Raw genomic sequence first — 23,158 nt, forward strand, 5'->3', positions numbered from 1 at the left:
TGCTATTCAGAATAATCGAGAAAGTTAGTAATGAAAAATTTATTCAAGTTAGGTTGGGTAATCAGTGGGATGTTAGTGGCAGTAATGGCGGTTGCGGCAGAAAAAGCAGCAGTCAAGCCAGAAACTAAAGCAGAAGCGGTTCCAGTTGCGGTAGAGAAAAAAACAGCAGATCAAATTGTGCAAAGCGTATGTGCGGCATGTCATGCGCCAGACGGTAATAGCGTGATTACGCTGAATCCAAAATTAGCGGGTCAGCATCAGGAATACTTATTTAAGCAGTTAAATAACTTTAAAGAAGGTAGCCGTGCTAACGCGGTCATGTCTGGCATGGTCGCCAATTTATCGCCAGAAGATATGCAAAGTTTGGCGCAATATTTCTCACAGCAGACCATTACATTAGCGAAAGCAAAATCGAATGGTAAGGGTTCCTTGGGTGAGAAGATTTACCGTGGTGGTATTGCCAAAACCAATGTGCCGGCCTGTGCGGCGTGCCATGGTGCCAATGGTGCAGGTTTGCCAAAACAGTTTCCACGTCTAGCCAGTCAGCATGCCGATTACACCTATCAGCAGTTGAAAACTTTCCGTACCGGTGAACGTGCCAATGCACCGATGATGATGGTCATTGCTGCAAAAATGACAGATGCAGAAATGCAGGCAGTTGCCGATTACATACAAGGCTTGCGTTAATCGGCGCAAAATATAAGGTGGCTACGCCACCTTTATTTTTATAAATACTTTTATAAACATTTATTCTGTCTTGTAGTCCAATCCAAACTTCATTCGTTAAATTTCTATCTTGAAACCGCCCAATACTATTCCTTCCAAGCTGTATGAGTTGCTAAGTTCTATGCGATTCGCCGTGAGTATGCTCAGCGTGCTGGGCATTGCTTCTATCATCGGCACCGTGCTTAAGCAAAATGAGCCGTATGAAAATTACATCATCAAATTTGGCCAGTTTTGGTTTGAAGCCTTTGAAAAACTAGGTTTATACGATGTCTATCACGCAGCATGGTTTTTGCTGATTCTATTGTTTTTGGTGATTTCCACCAGTCTATGCATTTATCGCAATACACCGCTGATGCTCAAGGAATGGAAAACATACAAAGAACATGCGGCAGAAAAGTCATTACGTGCATTTAGTCATCAAGCCAGTTATGCCGTGCAAGCGTCTGCTGAGCAGGTGCAAACCAAGCTGACGGATTATCTGGGCGGGCAAGGCTTTACCTATAAGCTTAAACCGCAAGACAACGGGGATGTGTTGATCGCAGCAAAAGCCGGAACACACCAACGTTTGGGCTATATTTTTACCCATGCCGCCATCGTGATTATTTGTTTTGGCGGGATTTTGGATGGCAACCTGCCGTTCAAAATCCAGGAGATGTTAGGCCATAAAAAGATCGAAGTGCTGGATATCCCAGAAAGCCAAGTGCCGGCAGTCAGTCGCTTGAGTATAAGTAACCCATCCTTTCGCGCAAATATGACGTTGCCGGAAGGCGTGAGTGATGATGTAGCATTTGTGCGTGTACGCGATGGATATTTGGTGCAAGAGTTGCCGTTTCGGGTGGCATTAAAAGATTTTCGTATTGAACACTATGCCACTGGGCAGCCTAAGTCATTTGAGAGTGATATTGTCATTACTGACCCTGAACTCGCAGCGCCATTGGAAAAAACCATTAGCGTCAATCATCCGCTTATCTATAAAGGCATTGCCATCTATCAGTCGGATTTTCAAGATGGTGGATCTGAGCTCAAGTTTAAAGTGTGGGATCTTGCAGCTAATAAGCTGCTGAGCGGGCACATTGATGGTGTGGTAGCTAAAAAAGGCACCTTAGGCACGGGCGACCAAGCGCTAGCTGTGGAGTTTAATGAGTTCCGCAAATTTAATATCATGAACTTATCGCCAGATGGTAAAGGCAAGCCGCGCAACGTAGGCCCCAATACTACTTATAAATTGCGTGATCAAAGCGGGCAGGCACGTGAATATGTCACCTATATGCAGCCGCTAAAGTTGGATGGTAAAACCTATTTTGTATCCGGTATGCGTGAAACAGTACAAGAAGATTTCCGTTATTTGCGCATTCCGGCCGACGAAGATTTCAGCATTGATGGGTTTATGCAGTTGCGTCAAGCCATGCGTGACCCAGCCAAACAGTTGGAGATTGCCAGACATTTAAGTAAGCAATCGCCCACTGCCGACCCTAAGTTGCAACAGCAATTTGAGCAAAGTGTGCAACGTTTGCTTAGCACGTTTGCCAGTGGCGGCTTTACCCAGCTATCCCAAGTGATTGAAAAGGCCGTGCCAGAAGCTGAGCGTCAAAAGGCTGCAGATACTTATTTTAAATTGTTGAATGCAAGTGCGTTAGAAGCGTATAACCTTAACCTTGCTGCACAAGGTAAGCCAGCTATGGCATTGAATCCACAGACCTTGGCTTTTTTGCAAGACGCATTGAATGCAATGAATGATTTGTTTTATTACGGTACGCCGTATTATTTTCAGTTGGATGATTTTAAGCATAAAGAAGCCAGTGGTTTGCAGCTGACCAAATCTCCCGGTCAAAAATGGGTGTATTTGGGCTCTGCGCTGCTGGTGTTAGGTATTTTTTCGATGTTTTATATACGTGAACGTCGTGTGTGGTTGCTGATCAAAGCCAATACACAAGAGGTATTATTCGCCATGTCTTCGAATCGTAAAAACTTAGACTTCGATCAGGAATTTGATCGTACCCAACAGCAGTTAGGTCAGTTATTGTCTTAATATAGACAAAAGGAAATATCATGAATACACAGACTTATGATTTTAAACAAAAAGCCATTTGGCAGACCTTGCGCGTACAGGATTGGCTGTATGCGTTGGTGTTGATGGCCGGTGCTGTTTTTGCCTATAGTCGCTACTCGCAATATATGGATGCCTATGAACTTGGCTTCTTGTTTGGTGCAGCGGCCACGTTTAGCTATTTAGGCTGGCGCTGGAAAGGCCTGGCTAAACTGGTGATAGGCATCGCTGTGTTAAGTCTGTTTGCCATTAATTTGTATCATGGTAGCCAAGCCCGCGCTGGTGAAAGTTTCTTTCTTAAGTACTTAATTTCAAGTCAGTCCGCAGTCATGTGGATGAATGTGTTGTTTATTTTGGCCATGTTGACTTACTGGTTTGCATTGTTCAAGCGTAGTGAGTTTATAGGGCGCGTGGCATCTGCACTCACTTGGGCTGCGGTGCTGTTTGGTTTTGTTGGGCTAATGGTGCGCTGGTACGAGTCTTATCTGATTGCGCCTGATGTAGGCCATATTCCTATCAGCAACTTGTATGAAGTCTTTATTTTATTCTGCTTGATTACCGCATTATTGTATTTGCATTACGAATCTAAATTCAATACCAAGCAGTTAGGTGGTTTTGTGTTGCTGATTATCAATGCTGGTGTAGGGTTTATTTTATGGTACAGGTTTGACCGTGGTGCAGATGCCATTCAGCCGTTGGTTCCTGCATTGCAAAGTTATTGGATGAAAATCCATGTGCCGGCTAACTTTATTGGCTATGGGTCGTTCTCATTGGCCGCTATGGTCGCTGCTGCCTATTTATTGGCAAAACGCGGTATCTTAGCAACGCGTTTGCCAAGCTTAGATGTGCTGGATGATGTGATGTACAAAGCCATTGCAGTGGGCTTTGCTTTTTTCACCATCGCCACTATTTTGGGCGCCATGTGGGCAGCTGAAGCGTGGGGTGGTTATTGGTCTTGGGATCCTAAAGAAACCTGGGCGCTCATTGTGTGGTTAAACTACGCGGCTTGGTTGCATTTGCGTATGGTCAAAGGCCTTCGCGGTCCGGTATTGGCATGGTGGGCATTAGTCGGCCTCATCGTGACTACCTTTGCGTTCTTAGGCGTCAATATGTTCCTAAGTGGTTTGCATTCGTACGGCGAACTCTAGGGTTGCGATTAAAACTAGGGTTTAATGATTCGCGGTAGTGTTATCTGTTGATAATGCTACCGTAAACTTAACCGCACCATTCAGATTGCTGCTTAAACTAAGCGTGTAACCCGCCTGCCTCGCGTCCTGCGCTGCATGGTACAAACCAACCCCTAAGCCATTTTGTGATTGAATGTGCTTTTTAAATAATTCAGCAGCGGTTTGTTGCGGCATGGCTTTACCGGTATCCGTCACTTCAATGCAATACTGGTTAGATGAGAGTTCAGTTACTTCTACTTTGATGAGCGTATTGGGCTCATATTTGGTTTTCTCAATGGCATTCCCCAGCAAGTTATCCAGCACACTGTCCAGCACCTCTGCATTGATATCGTGCTTGGGTAAATGTGACGCCACAAACTCCACTTGCGGCTGTGTATAGCGCAACCGTAGATTTTTCCACCATGCAGATATTTTCTCTTGCCGCTTTTTCTCTTCACTTGGCGCTTTGAGCTTGTCTAGCGTTGAGGCAATACGCTGATTGAGCACCGGTAGCTGCTTTTTAATCAGCTTGAGTAAAGCGTCGGTGTCGGACTCATGCGTTTGCTCAGCAGCTGTCACCAAGGTGCCCACCGATTGCAGAATATTTTTAATATCATGCGTCAGGCGTGAGCCTGTCTCATAAAAGGCCTGCATATAAGTGTTTTGGCGCAAGGTCTCTTCACGGCGTTTGGCTTCGTAGAATTCGCCCATAATTTGGGTGAGTAGCTTCACGTGCACATACAGCGCGGGTGACATTTGCCAACGCGTATGCAGGGTCATGTAAAAGTCTTTAAAGTTAAAGTCAGTAGAGTAATTGGTGTGATGGCCAAGCTTGCCTTGTGTTTCATCAGCCAGCCAAGAAATGCCGGAAACCCATTCCAGTTTCATCATCTCGTTCATGGCGGCCTGGGTAAAGCCGTTGGGTGTGGATTCATGTTCGGCAAGGGTGGCAATATTTTTAACCCATTGCTCAAAGGGCATGCCGATACTTAATAAGTAGCGCGACATCAGCAATTCTACGCCAGAAAATTTGGTGCTGGGGCGCCATAAATAGCTTAAGCCAAATAAAATCACAGACAGGCCGGATATCGTATAAAACATCACTTGTATGTAATTGACGTTTTGCAACGTACCAATCGCATAGCTGCCTAACACAATAATAATCGCCAGCATAAATAGCACAAGCGTGTAGAAAAAGTCGACTACCGGCGTGTTGTCAGTTGGTCCGGCGCTATTTTTTATAAACAGAATGGCCACAGGCAATAATGGCATAAAGTAGAAAATGACAAACTCAGCAGCTAATAAGTCGTTAGATGCATTCAGTAGTTTTGGCACCACCCAAAGTAAGAGCATGGCGAGCAAATAACTCGCAGCCAAAATATGAATCAGTCGATTCTTTTTAGAATCACCCGAGAAAATCCGGCCGCCCAATAAGCCAAATAATATGGCTAACCAAATGGCGGTAAGCCACCAATTAAAGTATAAAAATCCTAATAGCCCCACTCCAACCAGTGCAATAGAAGCAATGATGGAAAGTTTTTGGCTGCCGCGCCAAATAGGCTGCCAAATGAGAAAGATGCCAAACGATAAAAAGTAAAACATTTGCCGATACACTTCATCTTGGTCAAAAAAGATGAGGAATGCATGCAGTGATAGCAACATCAACGCCATGACACGGTGAGAGTTTTTGAGTAGCTGTTGACTAATATTGCGTTTATTTAGAAAATTCATCATAGTGAAAGTGTTATAAATTAAAGTAACTTACGGTCAACAGTTAAAGTTCGGTGTCATCAAGTCAACACTATTGACGAAATTTCAACAAAGCCTGTCATGAAATCTGCGATTTAAGTCCTAATTTTATGCTTTATTTGGTTTTTTGATTGGCATAAAACTTGCAAGTTACGAACTAACAATAATAATGCTTTTAAGTGACATAACTAAAAAAACAAACAATTAGGATACCACAATGAAAAAACAAACAGGGTTTACCTTAATCGAACTGGCGATAGTGCTAGTGATTATAGGTTTGCTACTAGGCGGAGTGCTGAGGGGGCAGGAGCTAATTAATAGTGCTAAAGTTAAAAACATGGCACGCGATTTTCAAAATGTCCAAGTATATATTTATGGCTATCAAGATAAATATAGAGCGTTACCTGGGGATGATGCAGCCGCTAAGGCGCATTTAGGTACAGCAGCCGATCAAGCTGGTACAGGTTCTGGAAACGGACAAATAGGTGGAAATTGGGACTCGACGACAATCACTGATGAGTCTGTAATTTTTTGGCAGCATGTAAGGCTGGCCGGATTGGCTCCAGGTTCAACAGTGGTGGGGGCTGGTGGGTATTACCCAACTAATGCCGATGGCGGTAAGTTGGGGGTTCAAGGTTTGGCTTCCGCGGCGAATATACCAAGCGGATTGAGCGGATCTTATGTAGTTTGCTCCGGCGCTATATTGGGGAAATTCGCTAAGCAGTTAGATACTACTTTGGATGATAGTGAAACATCAACTGGATCAATGAGGATTTATGCTGCAGGTAGTGCAACAACTTGGGTTACATCGGCAAATGCTACTGATTCAAGTGTTTTTAATGTTTGCATGGCTTTCTGAAAAGCATAGCTTTTAAATTTAACAAAACCCGCGTAAGCGGGTTTTTTGTTTTCCGAACCTATTTATATTTTTGCGTGTCAGTCATTTTGATTTAGAATAAGTCAAATTCAAATTAACGCACAAATGACTCCCAATATCGTCGAAATAGATAATCTTTCCTTTGGTTACAAAGGACGCATGTTGCATCAAGGCATCAATATGGTGTTCCCGCGTGGTAAGGTCACTGCCATTATGGGCGGTAGTGGCAGTGGTAAAACTACGTTATTGCGCCTCATTGGCGGGCAAATCAGACCTACTAAGGGGCAGGTGCGTGTAGATGGTGATGTAGTACATCAGCAGGATCGCACCGGAATTTATCGTATACGCCGTAAAATGGGCATGCTGTTTCAACAAGGTGCTTTATTCACAGATCTGTCTGTGTTTGAAAACGTTGCTTTTCCCATGCGTGAACATACCGATTTACCGGAAAGCATGATTCGCGATTTGGTGTTGATGAAACTGAATGCCGTAGGTTTGCGTGGCGCGCATCAACTGATGCCTACTGAATTGTCAGGGGGAATGGCTAGACGCGTGGCATTAGCACGGGCGATTGCATTAGATCCCAGTATTATTATGTATGATGAGCCATTTGCCGGCTTAGACCCTATTTCAATGGGGGTGATTTGTCATTTGATTCGTACACTGAACGATGCGCTTGGAGCAACCTCTATCATTGTCACGCACGATGTTGAAGAAACCTTCCGTTTTGCTGACTATATTTATTTTGTGGCCAATGGCGTGGTAGCGGCAGAGGGTACGCCGGATGAACTCAGAAACTCTAACTTGCCGTTTGTACATCAATTTGTGTATGGCGAGAAAGATGGTCCGGTGCCATTTCACTACGCAGCAGATGATTACGCACGCTCTCTATTGGAACACAAAGCATGATTAAATCAGGATTGTTGATCGGTTTAATCCGGGTGTTCAGAAACATAGGCCACAGATTTGTAGATGGTATTTGGCGTTTAGGCGCTGGTATGCGTTTGTTTTGGCTGACGCTAACATCATCTGGTGAAAGCTTTAGACGTTTTCACCTGACTATTCGTGAAATTTATTTCACTGGGGTGATGTCGCTCATTATTATTCTTGTTTCGGCTTTTTTTGTTGGTATGGTGCTTGGTTTACAGGGATATCATACTTTACAAAGATACGGCTCATCCGAGGCAATTGGTGTGTTGGTAGCATTGGCGCTGGTGCGCGAATTAGGCCCAGTAGTGACGGCTTTATTGTTTGCTGGCCGTGCCGGTACTGCAATTACTGCTGAAATTGGGTTAATGAAAGCCACAGAGCAGCTTTCAGCCATGGAGATGATGGCAGTGAACCCGATTGCGCGTGTGATTGCGCCGCGTTTCTGGGCTGGCGTAATCGCTATGCCAATCTTAGCCACTTTGTTTTCTATGGTCGGTGTTTTGGGCGGCTATCTAGTGGCTGTGCCTGTCATTGGCGTAGATGCGGGTGCATTTTGGTCGCAAATGCAGGCCAATGTGGATTGGCAACATGATATTTTGAATGGGGTAATTAAAAGCATGGTGTTTGGCGTAGCCTGCACCATGATCGCCTTATTTGAAGGATATGATGCACCCCCCACTGCGGAAGGTGTGAGTCACGCCACAACAAGAACAGTAGTGACATCTTCACTCGCAATATTGGGGCTGGATTTTATATTAACCTCATTTATGATCAACGTATAAGCAAGCAGGAGCAGCAATGGATAGAACAACAATTGATTTATGGGTGGGTGTGTTTGTAGCGTTAGGTGTTGCCGCGTTGCTTGGTTTGGCCATGAAAGTGGGCAACCTAACCACTGCTAATATTGGTGAAACCTATACGGTAACTGCCAACTTTGAAAATATTGGCGGCTTAAAGCCAAGAGCTCCGGTGAAAAGTGCGGGCGTGGTGGTGGGGCGCGTAGCGGGGATTACTTTTGATTCTGCAACTTATGAGGCAGTCGTGAGTCTGAACATCGACAAACGATATGCTTTTCCTAAAGATACCTTTGCAAATATTTACACTGCAGGCTTGTTGGGCGAACAATATGTGGGTCTTGAGGCAGGTGGAGATGACGTACAATTAGCCGATGGCGACAAGATTACACAAACGCAAGATGCCGTTGTGTTGGAAAAAATGATTAGCCAGTTCTTGTATAACAAAGCTTCTGAATCGACAGACGACAAATCTAAGACGTCTTCCGAATCAACCAAATCGGAAGAAGATACGTTAGGTGCAAGTCCATTGGATAAGATTGGCAAGTCTTCTGCAGATAAAGCCGAAAAATAATAAATTTACAGAATCAATGAAAAGGAATTAAACAGCATGAAACAATTAATAGCAGCATTTGGCCTGTTACTGGCCAGTAGCTTAGCAATTGCGGGCGAAGGCCCTGATGAGTTGGTCAAAAGAACTGCAGATGATGTACTTGCGGTAGTAAAGTCCGACAAAGACATTCAAGCAGGTAACCAAGACAAGATTTTCAAATTGGCTGAAGAGAAAATTCTGCCTAACTTCAACTTTGAAAAAGTATCACGTTTGGTATTGGGTAAAAACTGGACCAAAGCGACGCCAGAGCAGCAAGCTGCGTTTCAAAATGAGTTTAAAACCTTATTGTTACGTACTTATGCAACAGCGCTTTCTAAATACAAAAATCAGGTGATTGAGTACAAGCCTTTGCGTTTACCTGAGGGTTCAACTTCTGCAACAGTGAAGACATCCATCGTGCAGCAAGGCGGTCAGCCGATTGCTGTAGATTATGCGCTGGAAAAGAAAGCAGACGACTGGAAAGTGTTTGACATTGTGATTGAGGGCGTGAGCTTGGTCACTAACTATCGTAGCCAGTTTGCACAAGAAATCCGTCAAAACGGCTTAGACAGCTTAATTAAAAAGCTGGCGGAAAAAAACGGCACTGCAACGGCAAAAGCCAACTAATTATCTGCTTAATGGGATAGAGGTATCTGTTTTGGTAGGCATTACACAGGAAGCAAATCGCTGGCAATTGTCTGGCGATTTAATTATCGAAAACATCAATCAAGTGTTGGACGCCAGCAAAGCGCTCACGTTGAGTAATCCTACGCAGCTGGATTTTACTGCAGTAACCGATGCCGATACATCTGCAATTAGCTTGGTTTTAGAGTTGAAGCGTCGCGCTAGTGCGGAAAATATGGAATTGTCATTAACTAATGTGCCGGCAAATTTGGTGAGCTTAATGCAACTGTATGGTGTAGATGATTTTGTATTGCCAAATTAATTGTAACTGAGTAGTTGTTTTGGGTGACCCCAGTCCTTATTTAAAGGGTTGGGGTTTAGTTTTTTTATCTATGCTTTAACTTTATTAACACCTAAACGGATGAACGTTTGTTTTGAAAACACCAGCAATACAAATACATGATGTACATAAGCAATTTGGGCAACTCAATGCGCTGAATGGCATTGACTTAAGCATTGAGCAGGGCGAGTTTTTTGCACTGCTAGGCCCCAATGGCGCAGGCAAATCTACGCTGATTAATATTATGGCAGGTCTGCTTAGGCCTACTATAGGTCACGTAAGTATTATGGGGCACGATGTTATAGCCGATTATCAACAGGCGCGCATGGCTTTGGGCGTGGTGCCACAGGAGTTGGTGTTCGATCCCTTTTTTAATGTGCGAGAAATGTTGCGATTTCAAGCGGGTTATTTCGGCCACGGTCCTGAAAATGATGCCTGGGTGGATCAGGTGATTGAAGGGCTCGGCCTGACCGATAAAGCACACACCAATATGCGTAAACTATCAGGCGGGATGAAGCGGCGCGCACTGATTGCGCAAGCGCTTGCGCATCGTCCCCCAGTCATTGTGCTAGATGAGCCGACCGCGGGTGTGGATGTGGAGTTGCGTCAAATGTTGTGGGGCTTTATCAAGCAACTCAATCGCGAAGGGCACACCATTATTCTCACCACGCATTATTTGGAAGAAGCGGAAACCTTGTGTGAGCGCGTGGCGATGATGAAACAAGGCAAAATAGTCGCGTTGGATACTACCGCTAATCTACTGAAATCACACGCAGGTAAAAATCTGCGCTTGACGCTCAAAGGCGCACATTTGCCGCCAGCTTTATTGCCTATGCTTAAACACGGCGAGCTTGGCGTGTTTACACTCGCGTTATCAGATTTGACGCAAGTGGAATTTGCCTTGGCGGAGTTACGTAAAGCCAATGTTGACATCGAAGATATGCAATTGATAGAAGCGGATTTGGAAGATGTGTTTATGTCGCTGGTGGGAGGGGTATGAAACTGATTGATGCAAATATTCCGTCTGCTTGGCGCGGCCCTTACACTTTGTTTAAAAAAGAATTGCTGCGTTTTTGGCGTGTTGCCTTCCAAACTGTCGCTTCTCCGGTACTTACGGCGCTGCTGTATTTGCTGATCTTTTCGCATGTACTGGCTGATCATGTGCAGGTGTATAAAGGTGTGCCATACACCGCTTTTCTGGTACCTGGTTTAATCATGATGTCGTTATTGCAGAACTCGTTTGCCAATAGCTCGTCTAGCCTTATCCAATCTAAAGTAATGGGCAATGTGGTGTTTATTCTGCTCACGCCACTGACCTATCTGCAGTTTTTTTCAGCATTTCTAGCAGCATCTATTATTCGTGGTCTGTTTGTAGGTTTAAGTATCTATCTGGTGTCCATCTGGTTTGTGGATGTGCCACTGGTGCATCCGATGTGGATATTCGTATTTGCCTTATTGGGCAGCGCCTTGCTGGGTACCTTTGGTATTATTGCCGGCATTTGGGCGGATAAGTTTGATCAAATGGCGGCGTTTCAGAACTTTGTTATCATGCCGCTTACTTTTCTGTCGGGCGTGTTTTATTCGATTCACTCTTTGCCGCCATTTTGGCAGGTCGTATCAAAATTCAATCCGTTCTTTTACATGATTGACGGATTCCGCTATGGTTTTTTCGGTCAAGGTGATGTGTCACCATGGATTAGCCTAGTCGTGGTCATGGCATTTTTAATCGCATTAGCATGGGCATGCCTAAAAATGTTAAAATCAGGCTATAAATTGCGCGGCTAATACGTCGCCAAATGTAAATAAATTGAAGAGGTTAACGCGTGTTAAGTGCACAGCAATTAGAAAGTTATATACAGCAAGGCTTGTCCTGTGAGTTTATCCGCGTGCTGGGCGATGATGGCACCCATTTTGAGGCGGTGATTGTCAGTGCCGCGTTTGAAGGTAAACGCATGGTGCAACAACATCAGTTAGTTTATCAAGCCTTGGGCGATCGCATGCGTGCTGAAATTCATGCGTTATCCATGCAAACCTATACCCCACAACAGTGGCAACAATTAAACGCAACCGCATAAAAGCGATTGCGTAATATCAGATTCAGTTCGGAGAGTAAGTAAAAATGGATACACAAGCAAAAATCAAAGAAACCGTTACCACCAATGATGTGGTGCTATATATGAAAGGGAGCCCAAAGTTCCCACAATGTGGCTTTTCTAATTTGGCCACGCAGATTCTAGATGCATGCGGTGCACAATATACTGCGGTGGATGTGTTACAGGATCAGGAAGTTCGCGAAGGCATTAAGCAATATGCTAATTGGCCAACAATCCCACAGTTGTACGTGAAAGGTGAGTTTATCGGCGGGGCTGATATTATGCGTGCCATGTACGAGAGCGGTGAATTGCAAACCTTGCTCGGCGGCACACAAAGCTAAATATCGGAACGGATAAAACATTTTGGATAAACTCATTATTGAAGGCGGCGCCACATTAAACGGCGAGATCGTCATCTCCGGTGCTAAAAATGCAGCATTGCCTATTTTGTGTGCTGCTTTGTTGGCAGAAACACCACTGCACTTAACCAGTGTGGCTGCACTGAAAGATATTGATACCACGCTTAAATTGCTCGATACCATGGGCGTAAAAGTGACGCGCAATGCAGATAAAGTGAGTTTGGACGCAAGTGATGTGACCTCGTTTGAGGCGACCTATGAAATGGTGAAAACCATGCGCGCTTCTATTTTAGTGTTAGGTCCTTTGTTAGCGCGTTTTGGCAGTGCACGTGTGTCTTTGCCAGGCGGCTGCGCCATCGGGTCTCGTCCGGTAGATTTGCATATTAAAGGATTGCAGGCCATGGGTGCCGCGATTCATATTACGCATGGCTATATTCAAGCCAGCACCTTGCATCTGCCTAACCGCAGGTTGCAAGGTGCCAAATACTATATGGATCTGGTCACGGTGACTGGTACAGAGAACTTGATGATGGCGGCGGCGTTGGCACAAGGCACGACCGTGCTAGAAAATGCTGCTAAAGAGCCGGAAGTTGTGGATTTGGCCGAATGCCTAAATAAAATGGGTGCCAACATCAAAGGTGCGGGTACCGACACGATTACCATTGAAGGTGTCGAGCGATTAACCGGTGCAACCCATAATATTGTCTGTGATCGTATTGAGGCGGGCACTTATATGGTGGCTGCTGCCATGACTGGCGGCGATGTGACTTTGCGTAATGCACGCCCTGACTTACTGGAAGCGGTGATTGAAAAGTTGCGCGAAGCAGGGGTAACCGTGACTCAGACGGCTGACAGCATTACGGTAAAAGGTAACGGTAAACTCAAGGCAGTCAATATTCGTACAGCGCCGCATCCAGCCTTCCCAACCGATATGCAGGCGCAATTTATGGCCATGAATACTATTGCAGAAGGCGTGTCGACGGTGGTGGAAACTATCTTTGAAAATCGTTTTATGCATGTGCAAGAGTTGCAACGCATGGGCGCAGATATTAATGTAGAGGGCAATACCGCACTGGTCAAAGGCATTCCACAACTAGAAGGCGCGAATGTGATGGCCACTGACTTGCGCGCCTCTGCTGGTTTGGTATTGGCTGGCTTAGTGGCGGATGGTGAAACGGTGATTGACCGTATTTACCATTTAGACCGTGGCTACGAATTCCTAGAAGAAAAATTAACTAAACTTGGCGCCAAAGTGCGTCGTTCTCACTGATATGATTACCATCGCCTTAAGTAAAGGTCGCATTTTTGAAGAAACCACGCCACTGCTAGCAGCGGCGGGTATCCATGCATTGGAAAATCCGGAATCTTCGCGCAAACTGATTTTACCTACCAACCGTGACGATGTACGCCTGATTATTGTGCGTGCTACCGATGTCCCTACCTATGTGCAATATGGCGCAGCCGATATTGGCATTGCCGGTAAAGATGTACTGGATGAGCATGGTGGCGAAGGTTTGTATCAACCATTGGATTTAAATATTGCCAAATGCAAGATGATGGTCGCGGTGAGAGAAGGCTTTGATTACGAGGCCAGTATCCGTCAAGGTGCACGCCTAAAGGTGGTGACCAAGTACGTGAAAACCGCACGCGAGCACTTTGCAGCCAAAGGCATGCATGTCGATTTGATTAAGTTGTACGGCTCGATGGAATTGGGCCCCTTGGTAGGGTTGGCTGACGCGATTGTAGATTTGGTGAGTACTGGTGGTACTTTACGCGCCAATCATCTACAAGCAGTAGAGGAGATTGGCGCAATCAGCTCACGCTTGGTTGTCAATCAGGCTTCACTTAAGCTCAATCGCGCACAATTGCAGCCGATTATCGATAGCTTTGCACAAGCTATCCAGTAGATTTCGAAAGTAAATAAGCATGAACATCAGACGTTTATCGACCTTAGACACCTCTTTTGACCAAGATTTAAAAGCCTTGCTGGCGTTTGAAACCGCACAAGACGACAGTGTGGATACAGTTGTAGCCAATATCCTAAAGGATGTAAAAGCACGCGGCGATGCTGCGGTGTTGGAATATACCAATCGCTTTGATAAAACCAATGCTCAAGGTATGGCTGAATTAGAGCTATCCCAGGCTGAATTAATTGCGGCGTTAGAAGGTTTGCCCGCAGCGCAGCGCGAAGCTTTGCAAGCGGCTGCAGACCGTGTACGTAGCTATCATGAGAAGCAAGTGATGCAATCATGGAGCTATACAGAAGCCGATGGTACGCTGTTGGGTCAGCAAGTGACTGCATTAGACAGGGTGGGCTTGTACGTGCCCGGTGGTAAAGCGGCATACCCCTCTAGTGTATTGATGAATGCCATTCCTGCCAAAGTGGCGGGCGTAAAAGAGCTCATCATGGTGGTGCCAACCCCTAATGGTGAAAAGAATGCGTTGGTACTAGCAGCGGCAGCTATTGCTGGCGTAGACCGTGTATTCTGTATCGGCGGTGCGCAGGCGGTAGGTGCGTTGGCGTATGGTACAGAAACAGTACCGCAAGTCGATAAAATCACAGGGCCTGGCAATGCCTATGTGGCCGCTGCAAAACGTCGTGTGTTCGGCGTGGTGGGGATTGATATGGTAGCGGGTCCGTCTGAGATTTTAGTCATCTGTGATGGCAAAACTAATCCGGATTGGATTGCGATGGACTTGTTTAGTCAGGCTGAGCATGACGAATTGGCGCAATCCATATTGCTATCACCAGATGCAGACTTTCTGGATGCGGTAGCGGCGAGCATAGAAAAACAAGTGAAAGAGATGCCGCGCCAAGACATCATCCGCACTTCTTTGGAGAATCGCGGTGCACTGATTTTAGTGAAAAGTTTGGAAGAAGCGGCAGACATCAGTAACTACATTGCACCTGAGCATTTGGAGTTGTCTGTGGAGGAGCCATATGCTTTTAGCCAAAAAATTAAGCACGCCGGTGCTATCTTTATGGGACGTGATACCTGTGAAGCGCTTGGCGATTACTGCGCTGGGCCTAATCACGTGTTGCCTACTTCGCGCACGGCACGCTTTAGCTCACCATTGGGTGTATATGATTTCCAAAAGCGCTCAAGCTTGATTATGGTGTCATCTGCTGGCGCACAAACGCTAGGTAAAATCGCCTCCACACTGGCTTATGGTGAGGGCTTGCAAGCGCATGCCCGTTCTGCTGAATATCGTTTGAAGTGAGTCACGCACGATGAGTAAGTATTGGAGCCCAATCGTACACCAGCTGACACCTTATGTGCCAGGCGAGCAGCCTAAACTCACTAACTTAGTCAAACTGAATACCAATGAAAATCCTTATGGTCCAAGTCCTAAGGTGATTGTTGCATTGCAGGCAGAGGCAGCAGAGACACTGCGCTTGTATCCGGATCCAAATTCTGACCGGTTAAAAACCGCGATTGCCGAATATCATGGACTGCAAAACAATCAAGTGTTTGTGGGTAATGGTTCGGATGAAGTGCTCGCACACGCTTTTCATGCACTGTTTCAGCATGAGCAACCTCTATTGTTCCCAGATATTACTTATAGCTTTTACCCGGTGTATTGTGGCCTGTATGGTATTGAATATGCGCCAATTGCGCTGAATGAGCGCTTTGAAATCAACATTGACGACTATTTGCGGCCTAATGGTGGCATCATTTTCCCTAACCCGAATGCACCTACTGGCATCCCGCTCGCATTGTCAGAAATAGAGCGCTTACTTAAAGCGAATCAACATTCGGTGGTGGTGGTAGACGAAGCCTATGTCGACTTTGGTACAGAGTCTGCGGTACAGTTGATTCAACAATATCCTAATTTGCTGGTAACACACACGCTTTCTAAAGCGCGCTCGCTTGCAGGTCTGCGGGTAGGTTACGCACTTGGCCATCCGGATTTGATTGAGGCGTTGATTCGAGTGAAAGATAGCTTTAACTCCTACCCGATAGACCGTTTTGCCGAAGCCGGTGCCGTAGCGGCGATGCAAGATCATGCCTATTTTAACCAAGCTTGCGCGCAGGTCGTGGCTACACGCACCCATTTAATTAAAGAGCTGCAAGCCTTGGGGTTTGAAGTGCTACCATCGGGCGCTAATTTTATTTTTGCTCAACATCCTGCGCACGCAGGTGATGCACTCACCGCCAAGCTGCGAGAGCAAAATATCATTGTGCGGCACTTCAAAAAACCATCACGTATTGCACCATATTTACGGATTACCATCGGCACCGATGCGCAATCAGAGTATCTAGTGAATGCATTAAAATCAATTGTTTAGTCAAACTGGTCCAGTAAACCGGGCTTTTGCCTTCTATTTGTAACAAAATCTTAATTTGACGTGACTAAATTGTTGAAAAAACACATCAATTGCGGTTATGATGCGAGAATGTACAAAACGTGCAAATGGTATTTTGTAAAATTTAATTCTACATACTACAAAATATTAAATTTTTAATCGAATATTGAGCGAGTTCGGAGGAAGAAGCATCATGGCACAAACCCAAATGGCATTAGATTCACTAGATTTTGACGCAACAGTTGCATTGGCGGCTAAAGTTGCTCCACATGTGGACATTTTAGAAATCGGTACACCTTGCATTAAGCATAATGGTATTGAATTACTTAAGACTTTACGCGCTAAATTCCCAAACAACAAAATCTTAGTTGACTTGAAAACAATGGATGCTGGTTTTTATGAGGCTGAGCCTTTTTACAAAGCTGGTGCAGACATCGTGACAGTATTGGGTACAGCAGATATCGGTACAATCAAAGGTGTAATCGACGTTGCTAACAAATACGGCAAACAAGCACAAGTTGACTTAATCAACGTTGCTGACAAAAAAGCCCGTACATTAGAAGTTGCTAAATTAGGCGCACACATCATTGGCGTACATACTGGTTTAGACCAACAAGCTGCAGGTCAAACACCATTTGCTGACTTAGCATTAATCACTGGCTTGAAAACAGGCGCTAAAGTATCTGTTGCAGGTGGTGTAAAAGCCGCAACTGTAAAACAAGTGGTAGATGCAGGTGCAGATATCGTAGTAGCAGGCGCAGCGATTTACGGTGCAGCAGATCCAGCAGCTTCAGCAAAAGAAATTACTGGTTTAGCACACGGCGCTAGCGCATCAGCAGGTGGTTTTAAATGGTTGCCTTGGGCAATCGCAATCGGTGCAGCATTGTTAGTGTTGTCTTTATTGAACAATAAAGCACCAGAAGAAGCAGCGGCAGAAGCGCCAGCAGCAACTGAGCAAGCGGTAGAAGCAGCTCCAGCTGAAGCGGCACCTGCAGAAGCAGCACCAGCCGAGGCTGCGCCAGCAGCTGAAGCGGCTCCGGCAGAGGCAGCACCTGCAGAAGCAGCAGCACAATAATCGATTATTCGATTGAAAAGCCGACCGGTGGTCGGCTTTTTTATTTGCATTTTGCCAGCGTAGCGCTGTTTAGGTTAAAATGCTGTTAAATGATTGATTATCATAATTTTAGTTTGTAATTTTTTATAAAGATGACATGGCTATGCGTCAAGCAGAAATATCCCGCAATACCTTAGAGACACAAATCACGGTTTCCATTAATCTCGATGGGTCGGGCGTTTCGCAATTTAATACTGGTTTAGGCTTTTTAGATCACATGCTGGACCAGATTGCGCGTCACGGCATGATGGATATTCAAGTGCAGGCGAAAGGTGATTTGCATATTGATGCGCATCACACGGTAGAAGATATTGGCATCACATTGGGCCAAGCTTTCTTAAAGGCATTGGGAGACAAGAAAGGCATTAACCGCTATGGTCATGCCTATGTGCCATTGGATGAAGCATTGAGTCGCGTAGTGTTGGATTTGTCAGGCCGTCCCGGCTTGGAATTTAGCTGTGAATTTACGCGCGCCGCCATTGGTGAGTTTGATGTGGATCTGATCCATGAGTTCTTCCAGGGTTTTGTCAATCACGCACTGGTCACCTTGCATATTGACAATCTCAAGGGGCATAACTCGCACCATCAAGCGGAGACGATTTTTAAGGCGTTTGGCCGTGCTTTGCGCATGGCAGTGACGCATGACCCACGTATGGCAGGCATTATGCCATCCACCAAAGGCAGCTTATAACACTTGTTGCTACTGAAATGAAAAATATCGATATCGCCGTAGTGGACTACGGCATGGGCAATCTGCGTTCGGTGTCTAAAGCACTGGAACATGTAGCACCTGATTTGAATGTGGTCGTCACCAGTGACCCACAGCAGATTCACCAAGCGAATCGCGTCGTATTTCCGGGACAAGGGGCGATGCCTGATTGTATCCGTGAGTTGGACTCGCGTGGCTTAAGGCAGGCTGTGATTGAAGCGACGCAACAGAAACCATTTTTAGGTATTTGTATCGGCCTGCAAATGTTGTTTGAGCGCTCAGAAGAAGGGAACGCAGCAGGGTTGGGTGTGTTTGCGGGGCAAGTGAAACGTTTTGCCGCAGTAGATATGCATGATGCAGAAGGCCGCAAGTTGAAAGTTCCGCACATGGGATGGAATCAGGTGCAACAACCAAATCAGCACCCTTTATGGCAAGATATCGCAGACAATGAGCGCTTTTATTACGTGCATAGCTACTATGTATGCCCAGATGAATCTGGGTTGGTCATGGGTATCACGGACTACCCTAAGCCATTTACCTGTGCCATTGCCAAAGATAATTTGTTTGCAGTACAGTTTCACCCTGAAAAAAGTGCAAAAGCGGGGTTACAATTATTACGTAATTTCGTACACTGGAACCCTTAACCGTTTACGCTTGTTTTATTGATTTTTCTAACGCCTATTTATCACTACCATGCTTATCATTCCCGCAATCGATCTCAAAGACGGCCACTGTGTTCGTTTAAAACAAGGTTTAATGGAGGAGTCCACAGTCTTTTCTGAGGACCCCGGCGCTATGGCGCGACACTGGGTGGATCAAGGTGGAAAACGCCTGCACTTGGTGGATTTAAACGGTGCCTTTGCAGGTAAGCCGGTGAACGAAGGGGCGATTAAGTCCATCGTCAGTGCAGTGGGTGGTGATATTCCTATCCAGTTGGGTGGCGGTATTCGCGATTTAGATACGATTGAGCGCTATTTGGATGATGGCATTAGTTACGTCATTATCGGTACTGCGGCTGTCAAAAATCCTGGCTTTTTGCACGAAGCCTGCTATGCATTCCCCGGCCAAATTATGGTAGGGCTAGATGCAAAAGATGGCAAAGTTGCTGTGGATGGTTGGTCCAAGCTCACTGGGCACGATGTGATTGATTTAGCCAAGAAGTTTGAAGATTATGGCGTTGAAAGTATTGTCTATACCGATATTGGACGCGATGGCATGTTGACGGGCGTCAATATCGAAGCGACTGTCGCATTGGCGCAGGCCCTGACGATTCCGGTGATTGCCAGCGGCGGCGTGACCAATTTGGATGATGTGCGCAAATTATGCGCCGTGGCTAAAGAAGGCATCATTGGTACCATCACTGGCCGCGCCATTTACGAAGGCACTTTGAACTTTGCTGCAGCACAAGCCTTAGCGGACGAGCTGAGCGCCTAATGGGATTAGCCAAGCGCATTATTCCTTGTTTAGATGTCACTAATGGTCGTGTGGTCAAGGGCGTTAACTTTCTAGAGCTGCGTGATGCAGGTGATCCGGTCGAGATTGCACAGCGCTATAACGATCAAGGTGCGGATGAGCTTACCTTTTTGGATATCACTGCGAGTTCTGATGATCGTGATTTGATTTTACATATCATTGAAGAAGTTGCTTCTCAAGTATTTATTCCTCTTACAGTAGGCGGTGGTGTGCGTCAGGTGGAAGATGTGCGTCGTTTATTGAATGCTGGTGCAGACAAAGTCAGCATTAACACGACTGCAGTACTCAATCCTCAAGTGGTGCAGGATGCCGCCAGTCGCTTTGGTTCGCAATGCATCGTGGTCGCCATTGATGCAAAAAAGGTAGATAATCAGCCATTCGAGTGGGAAGTATTTACCCATGGCGGGCGTAAGGCAACTGGCTTAGATGCAGTGAAATGGGCGCAGCATATGGTGAGTCTGGGTGCAGGCGAGTTGTTGGTGACCAGCATGGACCGCGATGGCACCAAAATTGGATTTAACAATCCGCTAAACCGCGCCATTTCAGATGCGGTCGATGTACCGCTCATTGCATCAGGGGGTGTGGGTAACTTGCAACATTTGGTTGATGGTGTCACGCTCGGTGGTGCAGATGCCGTACTTGCTGCCAGCATCTTCCACTATGGTGAATACACAGTAGAGCAAGCAAAAACCTATATGCAGCAACATGGTATTGAGGTGCGATAATGGCTTGGCTGGATGAAGTAAATTGGGATGAAAGTGGCTTGGTGCCTGTGATTGCACAAGAGCACGACACCGGTAAGGTGTTGATGTTCGCTTGGATGAATCGCGAAGCACTAAGACTCACAGAAGAGACGCAGCAAGCGGTCTATTGGTCACGTTCTCGTCAAAAATTGTGGCATAAAGGTGAAGAGTCCGGCCATATACAAAAAATTCATGAAATTCGATTAGACTGTGATGAAGATGTCATTCTGATACGCGTTGAGCAAGTGGGGGGTATTGCTTGTCATACGGGTCGTCATAATTGTTTTTTCAAAAAACTAGATAATCAAACTTGGTTGATTGACCAAGCGGTGAAAAAAGACCCCAATGAGATTTATCATGAGTGATGTCTTGAGTCGATTAGCAGAGTTGTTGGAGCAGCGTAAATCTGCAGATCCAACCACGTCCTACGTAGCCAAGCTGTATACCAAAGGTTTGGACAGCATTCTCAAAAAGATTGGTGAGGAAGCGACCGAGACTGTCATCGCCGCCAAAGATGGACAGCGTGAAGCGATTGTGTACGAAACGGCAGACCTCTGGTTTCATACATTGGTGATGCTGGCGCATCACAATATTCAGCCGCAAGAAATTCTAGATGAGTTGGCGCGCAGAGAAGGGTTGTCCGGCATTGATGAAAAGAATGCCAGACCTAAAGACTAGGTAGTCAAAGATTAAATGTGATTGGTTGTGACTTAACCACAATTGTTTGGCAGTAACGGGGTGTAGGACATGGATGAAGATTGCATTTTTTGTAAAATATTGGCGGGTAGTATCCCATCAAAAAAAATCTATGAAGATGAAGACGTGATTGCGTTTTTTGATATCAAACCCATGGCCAAGGTACATTTTTTAATTGTGCCGAAATTACATGTGCCTAGCCTGAAAGAGTGTAATGCAAGTCATCAAGACTTGTTGGGCAAGATGTTGCTACTGGTGCCCAAGCTGGCAGAGGCGCAAGGCTTGGCAGGGTTTAAAACGCTCATCAATACTGGCCGCGAAGGTGGGCAGGAAGTTTTTCATTTACATATACACGTATTTGGTGGCGGGCCTGCAGGCAGTTGATGCCTGCGCCTAGACGTTACACAAATTAAGGAGATTATCATGGGTTCATTTAGTTTATGGCACTGGTTGATTGTGTTGCTAATTGTTGTGCTGGTATTTGGTACTAAAAAACTACGCAATATTGGTAGTGATGTAGGTGGCGCAGTAAATGAGTTTAAAAAAGCCGTGAAAGATGGTCAGTCACCTGAGGTTGCTGATGAAAGTGCTGGTAAGACGATTGAAGGCGAAGTCACACATAAAACTAAGCAATAGTCGCCGTGTTTGATATTTCATTTTCGGAGTTGATTGTCATTGCAGTTGTGGCACTGTTGGTGATTGGTCCGGAGAAATTACCAAAGCTAGCGCGTACATTGGGTGCTTATACCGGGCGCATGCAGCGATTTGTTGCGCAGGTAAAAGATGAAGTGAATCGCGAAATGCGTTTTGAAGAGTTGCAAAAGCTCCAGCAAGAAGTCAATAGTGCTGCTTTGCAAACTGAATCCAGCATTATGGCGGGCGTACAATCTCTGCAAGACACCACTATGGATGATGTTGTAGCCCCTGTTTCCAAGCCTGCCACTAAAAGAAAAGCAAGCCCCAAAATCAAAAAATCCCAACCTGCCGCCGGTGATGATGCGTTGTCTACGCCTAAGGTAAAACGTGCGCGTGTCAGCAAGAAACCTGCGCAGCCAGAATAGCGCATTAGCAATAGACGCCGATATGACCCCAACAGAATCCTTTATCTCACATTTAATCGAGCTCAGAAACCGCTTGTTGCGGATTGTGCTAGGGTTTGTACTGGTGTTTATTGGGCTATTTCCGTTTGCAAACCGTATCTACAGCCTATTGGCAGCGCCCATGCTAGCCAAGCTGCCTGCAGGCGGCCAGATGATTGCCACTGCAGTGACAACACCGTTTTTTGTGCCGATGAAAGTGGCCATGATGGCGGCTTTTGTGATTTCGTTACCCCATACCATTTATCAAGTGTGGTCGTTTATTGCGCCTGGCCTGTATGCGCATGAAAAAAAGTTGATGTTGCCCGTGATTGTTGCCAGCACACTATTGTTTATGCTTGGGATGGCGTTTGCATACTTCTTGGTGTTCCCCGTGGTATTTGGCTTTATTGTGGGGAGCGCGCCAGCCGGGGTCGCGGTGATGACAGATATTTCCGAATATCTGGATTTTGTCATGACTTTGTTTATGGCGTTTGGCCTGGCGTTTGAAGTGCCGATTGCTGTCGTGCTGGTTGCCCGCTTTGGTTGGGTAACGGTAGCTCAGTTACAAGAGGCGCGTGGTTATGTAGTGGTGGGCGCGTTTATTTTAGGCGCTATCTTTACACCACCGGATATCATCTCGCAGTTTATGCTGGCAGTACCGCTGTGGTTGCTTTATGAGTTAGGTGTATTGGTAGTGAAATACACGCAACCTAAAGCCAATAGTATACAAGCTTAACT

General features: G+C 45.7%; 29 protein-coding genes. 28 read left to right on the forward strand and 1 reads right to left on the reverse strand.

Annotated elements, in window-relative coordinates:
* Nucleotides 1–30 precede the first annotated feature (30 nt).
* The 3 genes from FG11_RS00105 (at nt 31) to ccsB (ending at nt 3,921) form a co-directional block, all read left to right on the forward strand.
* Nucleotides 31–687, forward strand: a complete 657-nt coding sequence (locus tag FG11_RS00105) for a c-type cytochrome (protein WP_047532488.1) — start codon at nt 31–33, stop codon at nt 685–687.
* Nucleotides 688–847: 160 nt separating this feature from the next.
* Entirely contained in the window at nt 848–2,755 is a 1,908-nt protein-coding gene (locus FG11_RS00110) for a cytochrome c biogenesis protein ResB (RefSeq protein ID WP_047532489.1), read from the forward strand.
* Between the two features lie 20 nt (nt 2,756–2,775).
* Complete coding sequence (gene ccsB / locus FG11_RS00115) at nt 2,776–3,921, forward strand: c-type cytochrome biogenesis protein CcsB (protein WP_025223637.1); 1,146 nt, start codon at nt 2,776–2,778, stop codon at nt 3,919–3,921.
* Nucleotides 3,922–3,942: 21 nt separating this feature from the next.
* On the opposite strand, the gene FG11_RS00120 is transcribed toward ccsB, so the two are convergent.
* Complete coding sequence (locus FG11_RS00120) at nt 3,943–5,673, reverse strand: sensor histidine kinase (protein ID WP_152604026.1); 1,731 nt, start codon at nt 5,671–5,673, stop codon at nt 3,943–3,945.
* A 232-nt stretch (nt 5,674–5,905) separates the two neighbouring features.
* Here FG11_RS00120 and FG11_RS00125 point away from each other — a divergent pair, with 232 nt between their 5' ends.
* From FG11_RS00125 to tatC, 25 genes are all read left to right on the forward strand, one after another.
* Nucleotides 5,906–6,547: a prepilin-type N-terminal cleavage/methylation domain-containing protein gene (locus FG11_RS00125; RefSeq protein ID WP_020183606.1), complete on the forward strand. Its 642-nt coding sequence runs from the start codon at nt 5,906–5,908 to the stop codon at nt 6,545–6,547.
* Between the two features lie 123 nt (nt 6,548–6,670).
* Nucleotides 6,671–7,474, forward strand: a complete 804-nt coding sequence (locus FG11_RS00130; protein WP_026361883.1) for an ABC transporter ATP-binding protein — start codon at nt 6,671–6,673, stop codon at nt 7,472–7,474.
* Nucleotides 7,471–8,277, forward strand: a complete 807-nt coding sequence (mlaE, locus tag FG11_RS00135; protein ID WP_020183608.1) for a lipid asymmetry maintenance ABC transporter permease subunit MlaE — start codon at nt 7,471–7,473, stop codon at nt 8,275–8,277. The genes FG11_RS00130 and mlaE overlap by 4 nt, the downstream gene beginning before the upstream one ends.
* Before the next feature lie 16 nt (nt 8,278–8,293).
* The gene (gene mlaD / locus FG11_RS00140; RefSeq protein WP_047532492.1) at nt 8,294–8,863 is read left to right on the forward strand and encodes an outer membrane lipid asymmetry maintenance protein MlaD; all 570 of its coding nucleotides are present in this window, start codon (nt 8,294–8,296) and stop codon (nt 8,861–8,863) included.
* Between the two features lie 36 nt (nt 8,864–8,899).
* Nucleotides 8,900–9,508 (forward strand): MlaC/ttg2D family ABC transporter substrate-binding protein, encoded by a 609-nt coding sequence (locus FG11_RS00145; RefSeq protein ID WP_047532494.1) that lies wholly within the window; start codon nt 8,900–8,902, stop codon nt 9,506–9,508.
* 31 nt (nt 9,509–9,539) lie between these two features.
* Complete coding sequence (locus tag FG11_RS00150) at nt 9,540–9,827, forward strand: STAS domain-containing protein (protein WP_047532496.1); 288 nt, start codon at nt 9,540–9,542, stop codon at nt 9,825–9,827.
* 112 nt (nt 9,828–9,939) lie between these two features.
* The gene (locus FG11_RS00155) at nt 9,940–10,845 is read left to right on the forward strand and encodes an ABC transporter ATP-binding protein (protein WP_020183612.1); all 906 of its coding nucleotides are present in this window, start codon (nt 9,940–9,942) and stop codon (nt 10,843–10,845) included.
* A complete protein-coding gene (locus tag FG11_RS00160) occupies nt 10,842–11,630 on the forward strand; it encodes an ABC transporter permease (protein WP_020183613.1) in 789 nt (262 codons plus the stop codon). Before FG11_RS00155 ends, FG11_RS00160 begins: the two co-directional genes overlap by 4 nt.
* Before the next feature lie 38 nt (nt 11,631–11,668).
* Nucleotides 11,669–11,920, forward strand: a complete 252-nt coding sequence (locus FG11_RS00165; RefSeq protein WP_020183614.1) for a BolA family protein — start codon at nt 11,669–11,671, stop codon at nt 11,918–11,920.
* A 44-nt stretch (nt 11,921–11,964) separates the two neighbouring features.
* The gene (gene grxD, locus FG11_RS00170) at nt 11,965–12,279 is read left to right on the forward strand and encodes a Grx4 family monothiol glutaredoxin (RefSeq protein WP_020183615.1); all 315 of its coding nucleotides are present in this window, start codon (nt 11,965–11,967) and stop codon (nt 12,277–12,279) included.
* Nucleotides 12,280–12,301: 22 nt separating this feature from the next.
* Nucleotides 12,302–13,567: a UDP-N-acetylglucosamine 1-carboxyvinyltransferase gene (murA, locus tag FG11_RS00175; protein ID WP_020183616.1), complete on the forward strand. Its 1,266-nt coding sequence runs from the start codon at nt 12,302–12,304 to the stop codon at nt 13,565–13,567.
* A 1-nt stretch (nt 13,568) separates the two neighbouring features.
* On the forward strand, nt 13,569–14,204 hold the full coding sequence (hisG, locus tag FG11_RS00180; RefSeq protein WP_020183617.1) for an ATP phosphoribosyltransferase: 636 nt from the start codon (nt 13,569–13,571) through the stop codon (nt 14,202–14,204).
* Nucleotides 14,205–14,223: 19 nt separating this feature from the next.
* Nucleotides 14,224–15,519 carry a histidinol dehydrogenase gene (hisD, locus tag FG11_RS00185; RefSeq protein ID WP_020183618.1) on the forward strand — a complete coding sequence of 432 codons (1,296 nt, stop codon included), beginning with the start codon at nt 14,224–14,226 and terminating at the stop codon, nt 15,517–15,519.
* A 10-nt stretch (nt 15,520–15,529) separates the two neighbouring features.
* Complete coding sequence (gene hisC / locus FG11_RS00190; RefSeq protein WP_047532498.1) at nt 15,530–16,588, forward strand: histidinol-phosphate transaminase; 1,059 nt, start codon at nt 15,530–15,532, stop codon at nt 16,586–16,588.
* A 211-nt stretch (nt 16,589–16,799) separates the two neighbouring features.
* Entirely contained in the window at nt 16,800–17,681 is an 882-nt protein-coding gene (gene hxlA, locus FG11_RS00195; protein WP_025223649.1) for a 3-hexulose-6-phosphate synthase, read from the forward strand.
* 142 nt (nt 17,682–17,823) lie between these two features.
* Nucleotides 17,824–18,411 (forward strand): imidazoleglycerol-phosphate dehydratase HisB, encoded by a 588-nt coding sequence (gene hisB, locus FG11_RS00200; protein ID WP_025223650.1) that lies wholly within the window; start codon nt 17,824–17,826, stop codon nt 18,409–18,411.
* A gap of 17 nt (nt 18,412–18,428) precedes the next feature.
* Complete coding sequence (gene hisH, locus FG11_RS00205; RefSeq protein WP_047532499.1) at nt 18,429–19,073, forward strand: imidazole glycerol phosphate synthase subunit HisH; 645 nt, start codon at nt 18,429–18,431, stop codon at nt 19,071–19,073.
* 49 nt (nt 19,074–19,122) lie between these two features.
* Entirely contained in the window at nt 19,123–19,863 is a 741-nt protein-coding gene (gene hisA / locus FG11_RS00210; protein WP_025223652.1) for a 1-(5-phosphoribosyl)-5-[(5-phosphoribosylamino)methylideneamino]imidazole-4-carboxamide isomerase, read from the forward strand.
* Nucleotides 19,863–20,627 carry an imidazole glycerol phosphate synthase subunit HisF gene (gene hisF, locus FG11_RS00215; protein WP_020183624.1) on the forward strand — a complete coding sequence of 255 codons (765 nt, stop codon included), beginning with the start codon at nt 19,863–19,865 and terminating at the stop codon, nt 20,625–20,627. Before hisA ends, hisF begins: the two co-directional genes overlap by 1 nt.
* Nucleotides 20,627–21,010, forward strand: coding sequence for a phosphoribosyl-AMP cyclohydrolase (hisI, locus tag FG11_RS00220; protein ID WP_047532500.1), 384 nt, complete (start codon nt 20,627–20,629; stop codon nt 21,008–21,010). The genes hisF and hisI overlap by 1 nt, the downstream gene beginning before the upstream one ends.
* Nucleotides 21,003–21,323 carry a phosphoribosyl-ATP diphosphatase gene (locus tag FG11_RS00225; RefSeq protein ID WP_025223655.1) on the forward strand — a complete coding sequence of 107 codons (321 nt, stop codon included), beginning with the start codon at nt 21,003–21,005 and terminating at the stop codon, nt 21,321–21,323. Before hisI ends, FG11_RS00225 begins: the two co-directional genes overlap by 8 nt.
* Before the next feature lie 69 nt (nt 21,324–21,392).
* Nucleotides 21,393–21,725, forward strand: coding sequence for a histidine triad nucleotide-binding protein (locus FG11_RS00230; RefSeq protein WP_047532501.1), 333 nt, complete (start codon nt 21,393–21,395; stop codon nt 21,723–21,725).
* Between the two features lie 39 nt (nt 21,726–21,764).
* Nucleotides 21,765–21,977 (forward strand): Sec-independent protein translocase subunit TatA, encoded by a 213-nt coding sequence (gene tatA, locus FG11_RS00235; protein ID WP_020183628.1) that lies wholly within the window; start codon nt 21,765–21,767, stop codon nt 21,975–21,977.
* 5 nt (nt 21,978–21,982) lie between these two features.
* Nucleotides 21,983–22,402, forward strand: a complete 420-nt coding sequence (gene tatB / locus FG11_RS00240) for a Sec-independent protein translocase protein TatB (protein ID WP_025223657.1) — start codon at nt 21,983–21,985, stop codon at nt 22,400–22,402.
* A gap of 22 nt (nt 22,403–22,424) precedes the next feature.
* Nucleotides 22,425–23,156, forward strand: coding sequence for a twin-arginine translocase subunit TatC (tatC, locus tag FG11_RS00245; RefSeq protein ID WP_020183630.1), 732 nt, complete (start codon nt 22,425–22,427; stop codon nt 23,154–23,156).
* Nucleotides 23,157–23,158: the final 2 nt, after the last annotated feature.

The organism is Methylotenera sp. N17, assembly GCF_000799155.1.
Classification (GTDB): domain Bacteria; phylum Pseudomonadota; class Gammaproteobacteria; order Burkholderiales; family Methylophilaceae; genus Methylophilus.

Excerpts from the sequence above, each read along its gene's own strand:
- hisA (WP_025223652.1), top strand. The coding sequence starts at position 19,123 with ATGCTTATCATTCCCGCAATCGATCTCAAAGACGGCCACTGTGTTCGT.
- mlaE (WP_020183608.1), top strand. The coding sequence starts at position 7,471 with ATGATTAAATCAGGATTGTTGATCGGTTTAATCCGGGTGTTCAGAAAC.
- FG11_RS00110 (WP_047532489.1), top strand. The coding sequence starts at position 848 with ATGCGATTCGCCGTGAGTATGCTCAGCGTGCTGGGCATTGCTTCTATC.
- FG11_RS00105 (WP_047532488.1), top strand. The coding sequence starts at position 31 with ATGAAAAATTTATTCAAGTTAGGTTGGGTAATCAGTGGGATGTTAGTG.
- tatC (WP_020183630.1), top strand. The coding sequence starts at position 22,425 with ATGACCCCAACAGAATCCTTTATCTCACATTTAATCGAGCTCAGAAAC.
- FG11_RS00160 (WP_020183613.1), top strand. The coding sequence starts at position 10,842 with ATGAAACTGATTGATGCAAATATTCCGTCTGCTTGGCGCGGCCCTTAC.
- FG11_RS00120 (WP_152604026.1), bottom strand. The coding sequence starts at position 5,673 with ATGATGAATTTTCTAAATAAACGCAATATTAGTCAACAGCTACTCAAA.
- FG11_RS00225 (WP_025223655.1), top strand. The coding sequence starts at position 21,003 with ATGAGTGATGTCTTGAGTCGATTAGCAGAGTTGTTGGAGCAGCGTAAA.
- tatA (WP_020183628.1), top strand. The coding sequence starts at position 21,765 with ATGGGTTCATTTAGTTTATGGCACTGGTTGATTGTGTTGCTAATTGTT.
- FG11_RS00125 (WP_020183606.1), top strand. The coding sequence starts at position 5,906 with ATGAAAAAACAAACAGGGTTTACCTTAATCGAACTGGCGATAGTGCTA.
- ccsB (WP_025223637.1), top strand. The coding sequence starts at position 2,776 with ATGAATACACAGACTTATGATTTTAAACAAAAAGCCATTTGGCAGACC.
- hisF (WP_020183624.1), top strand. The coding sequence starts at position 19,863 with ATGGGATTAGCCAAGCGCATTATTCCTTGTTTAGATGTCACTAATGGT.
- hisI (WP_047532500.1), top strand. The coding sequence starts at position 20,627 with ATGGCTTGGCTGGATGAAGTAAATTGGGATGAAAGTGGCTTGGTGCCT.
- FG11_RS00130 (WP_026361883.1), top strand. The coding sequence starts at position 6,671 with ATGACTCCCAATATCGTCGAAATAGATAATCTTTCCTTTGGTTACAAA.
- hisC (WP_047532498.1), top strand. The coding sequence starts at position 15,530 with ATGAGTAAGTATTGGAGCCCAATCGTACACCAGCTGACACCTTATGTG.
- hisD (WP_020183618.1), top strand. The coding sequence starts at position 14,224 with ATGAACATCAGACGTTTATCGACCTTAGACACCTCTTTTGACCAAGAT.
- hisB (WP_025223650.1), top strand. The coding sequence starts at position 17,824 with ATGCGTCAAGCAGAAATATCCCGCAATACCTTAGAGACACAAATCACG.
- FG11_RS00230 (WP_047532501.1), top strand. The coding sequence starts at position 21,393 with ATGGATGAAGATTGCATTTTTTGTAAAATATTGGCGGGTAGTATCCCA.
- grxD (WP_020183615.1), top strand. The coding sequence starts at position 11,965 with ATGGATACACAAGCAAAAATCAAAGAAACCGTTACCACCAATGATGTG.
- hxlA (WP_025223649.1), top strand. The coding sequence starts at position 16,800 with ATGGCACAAACCCAAATGGCATTAGATTCACTAGATTTTGACGCAACA.
- hisG (WP_020183617.1), top strand. The coding sequence starts at position 13,569 with ATGATTACCATCGCCTTAAGTAAAGGTCGCATTTTTGAAGAAACCACG.
- hisH (WP_047532499.1), top strand. The coding sequence starts at position 18,429 with ATGAAAAATATCGATATCGCCGTAGTGGACTACGGCATGGGCAATCTG.
- mlaD (WP_047532492.1), top strand. The coding sequence starts at position 8,294 with ATGGATAGAACAACAATTGATTTATGGGTGGGTGTGTTTGTAGCGTTA.
- FG11_RS00145 (WP_047532494.1), top strand. The coding sequence starts at position 8,900 with ATGAAACAATTAATAGCAGCATTTGGCCTGTTACTGGCCAGTAGCTTA.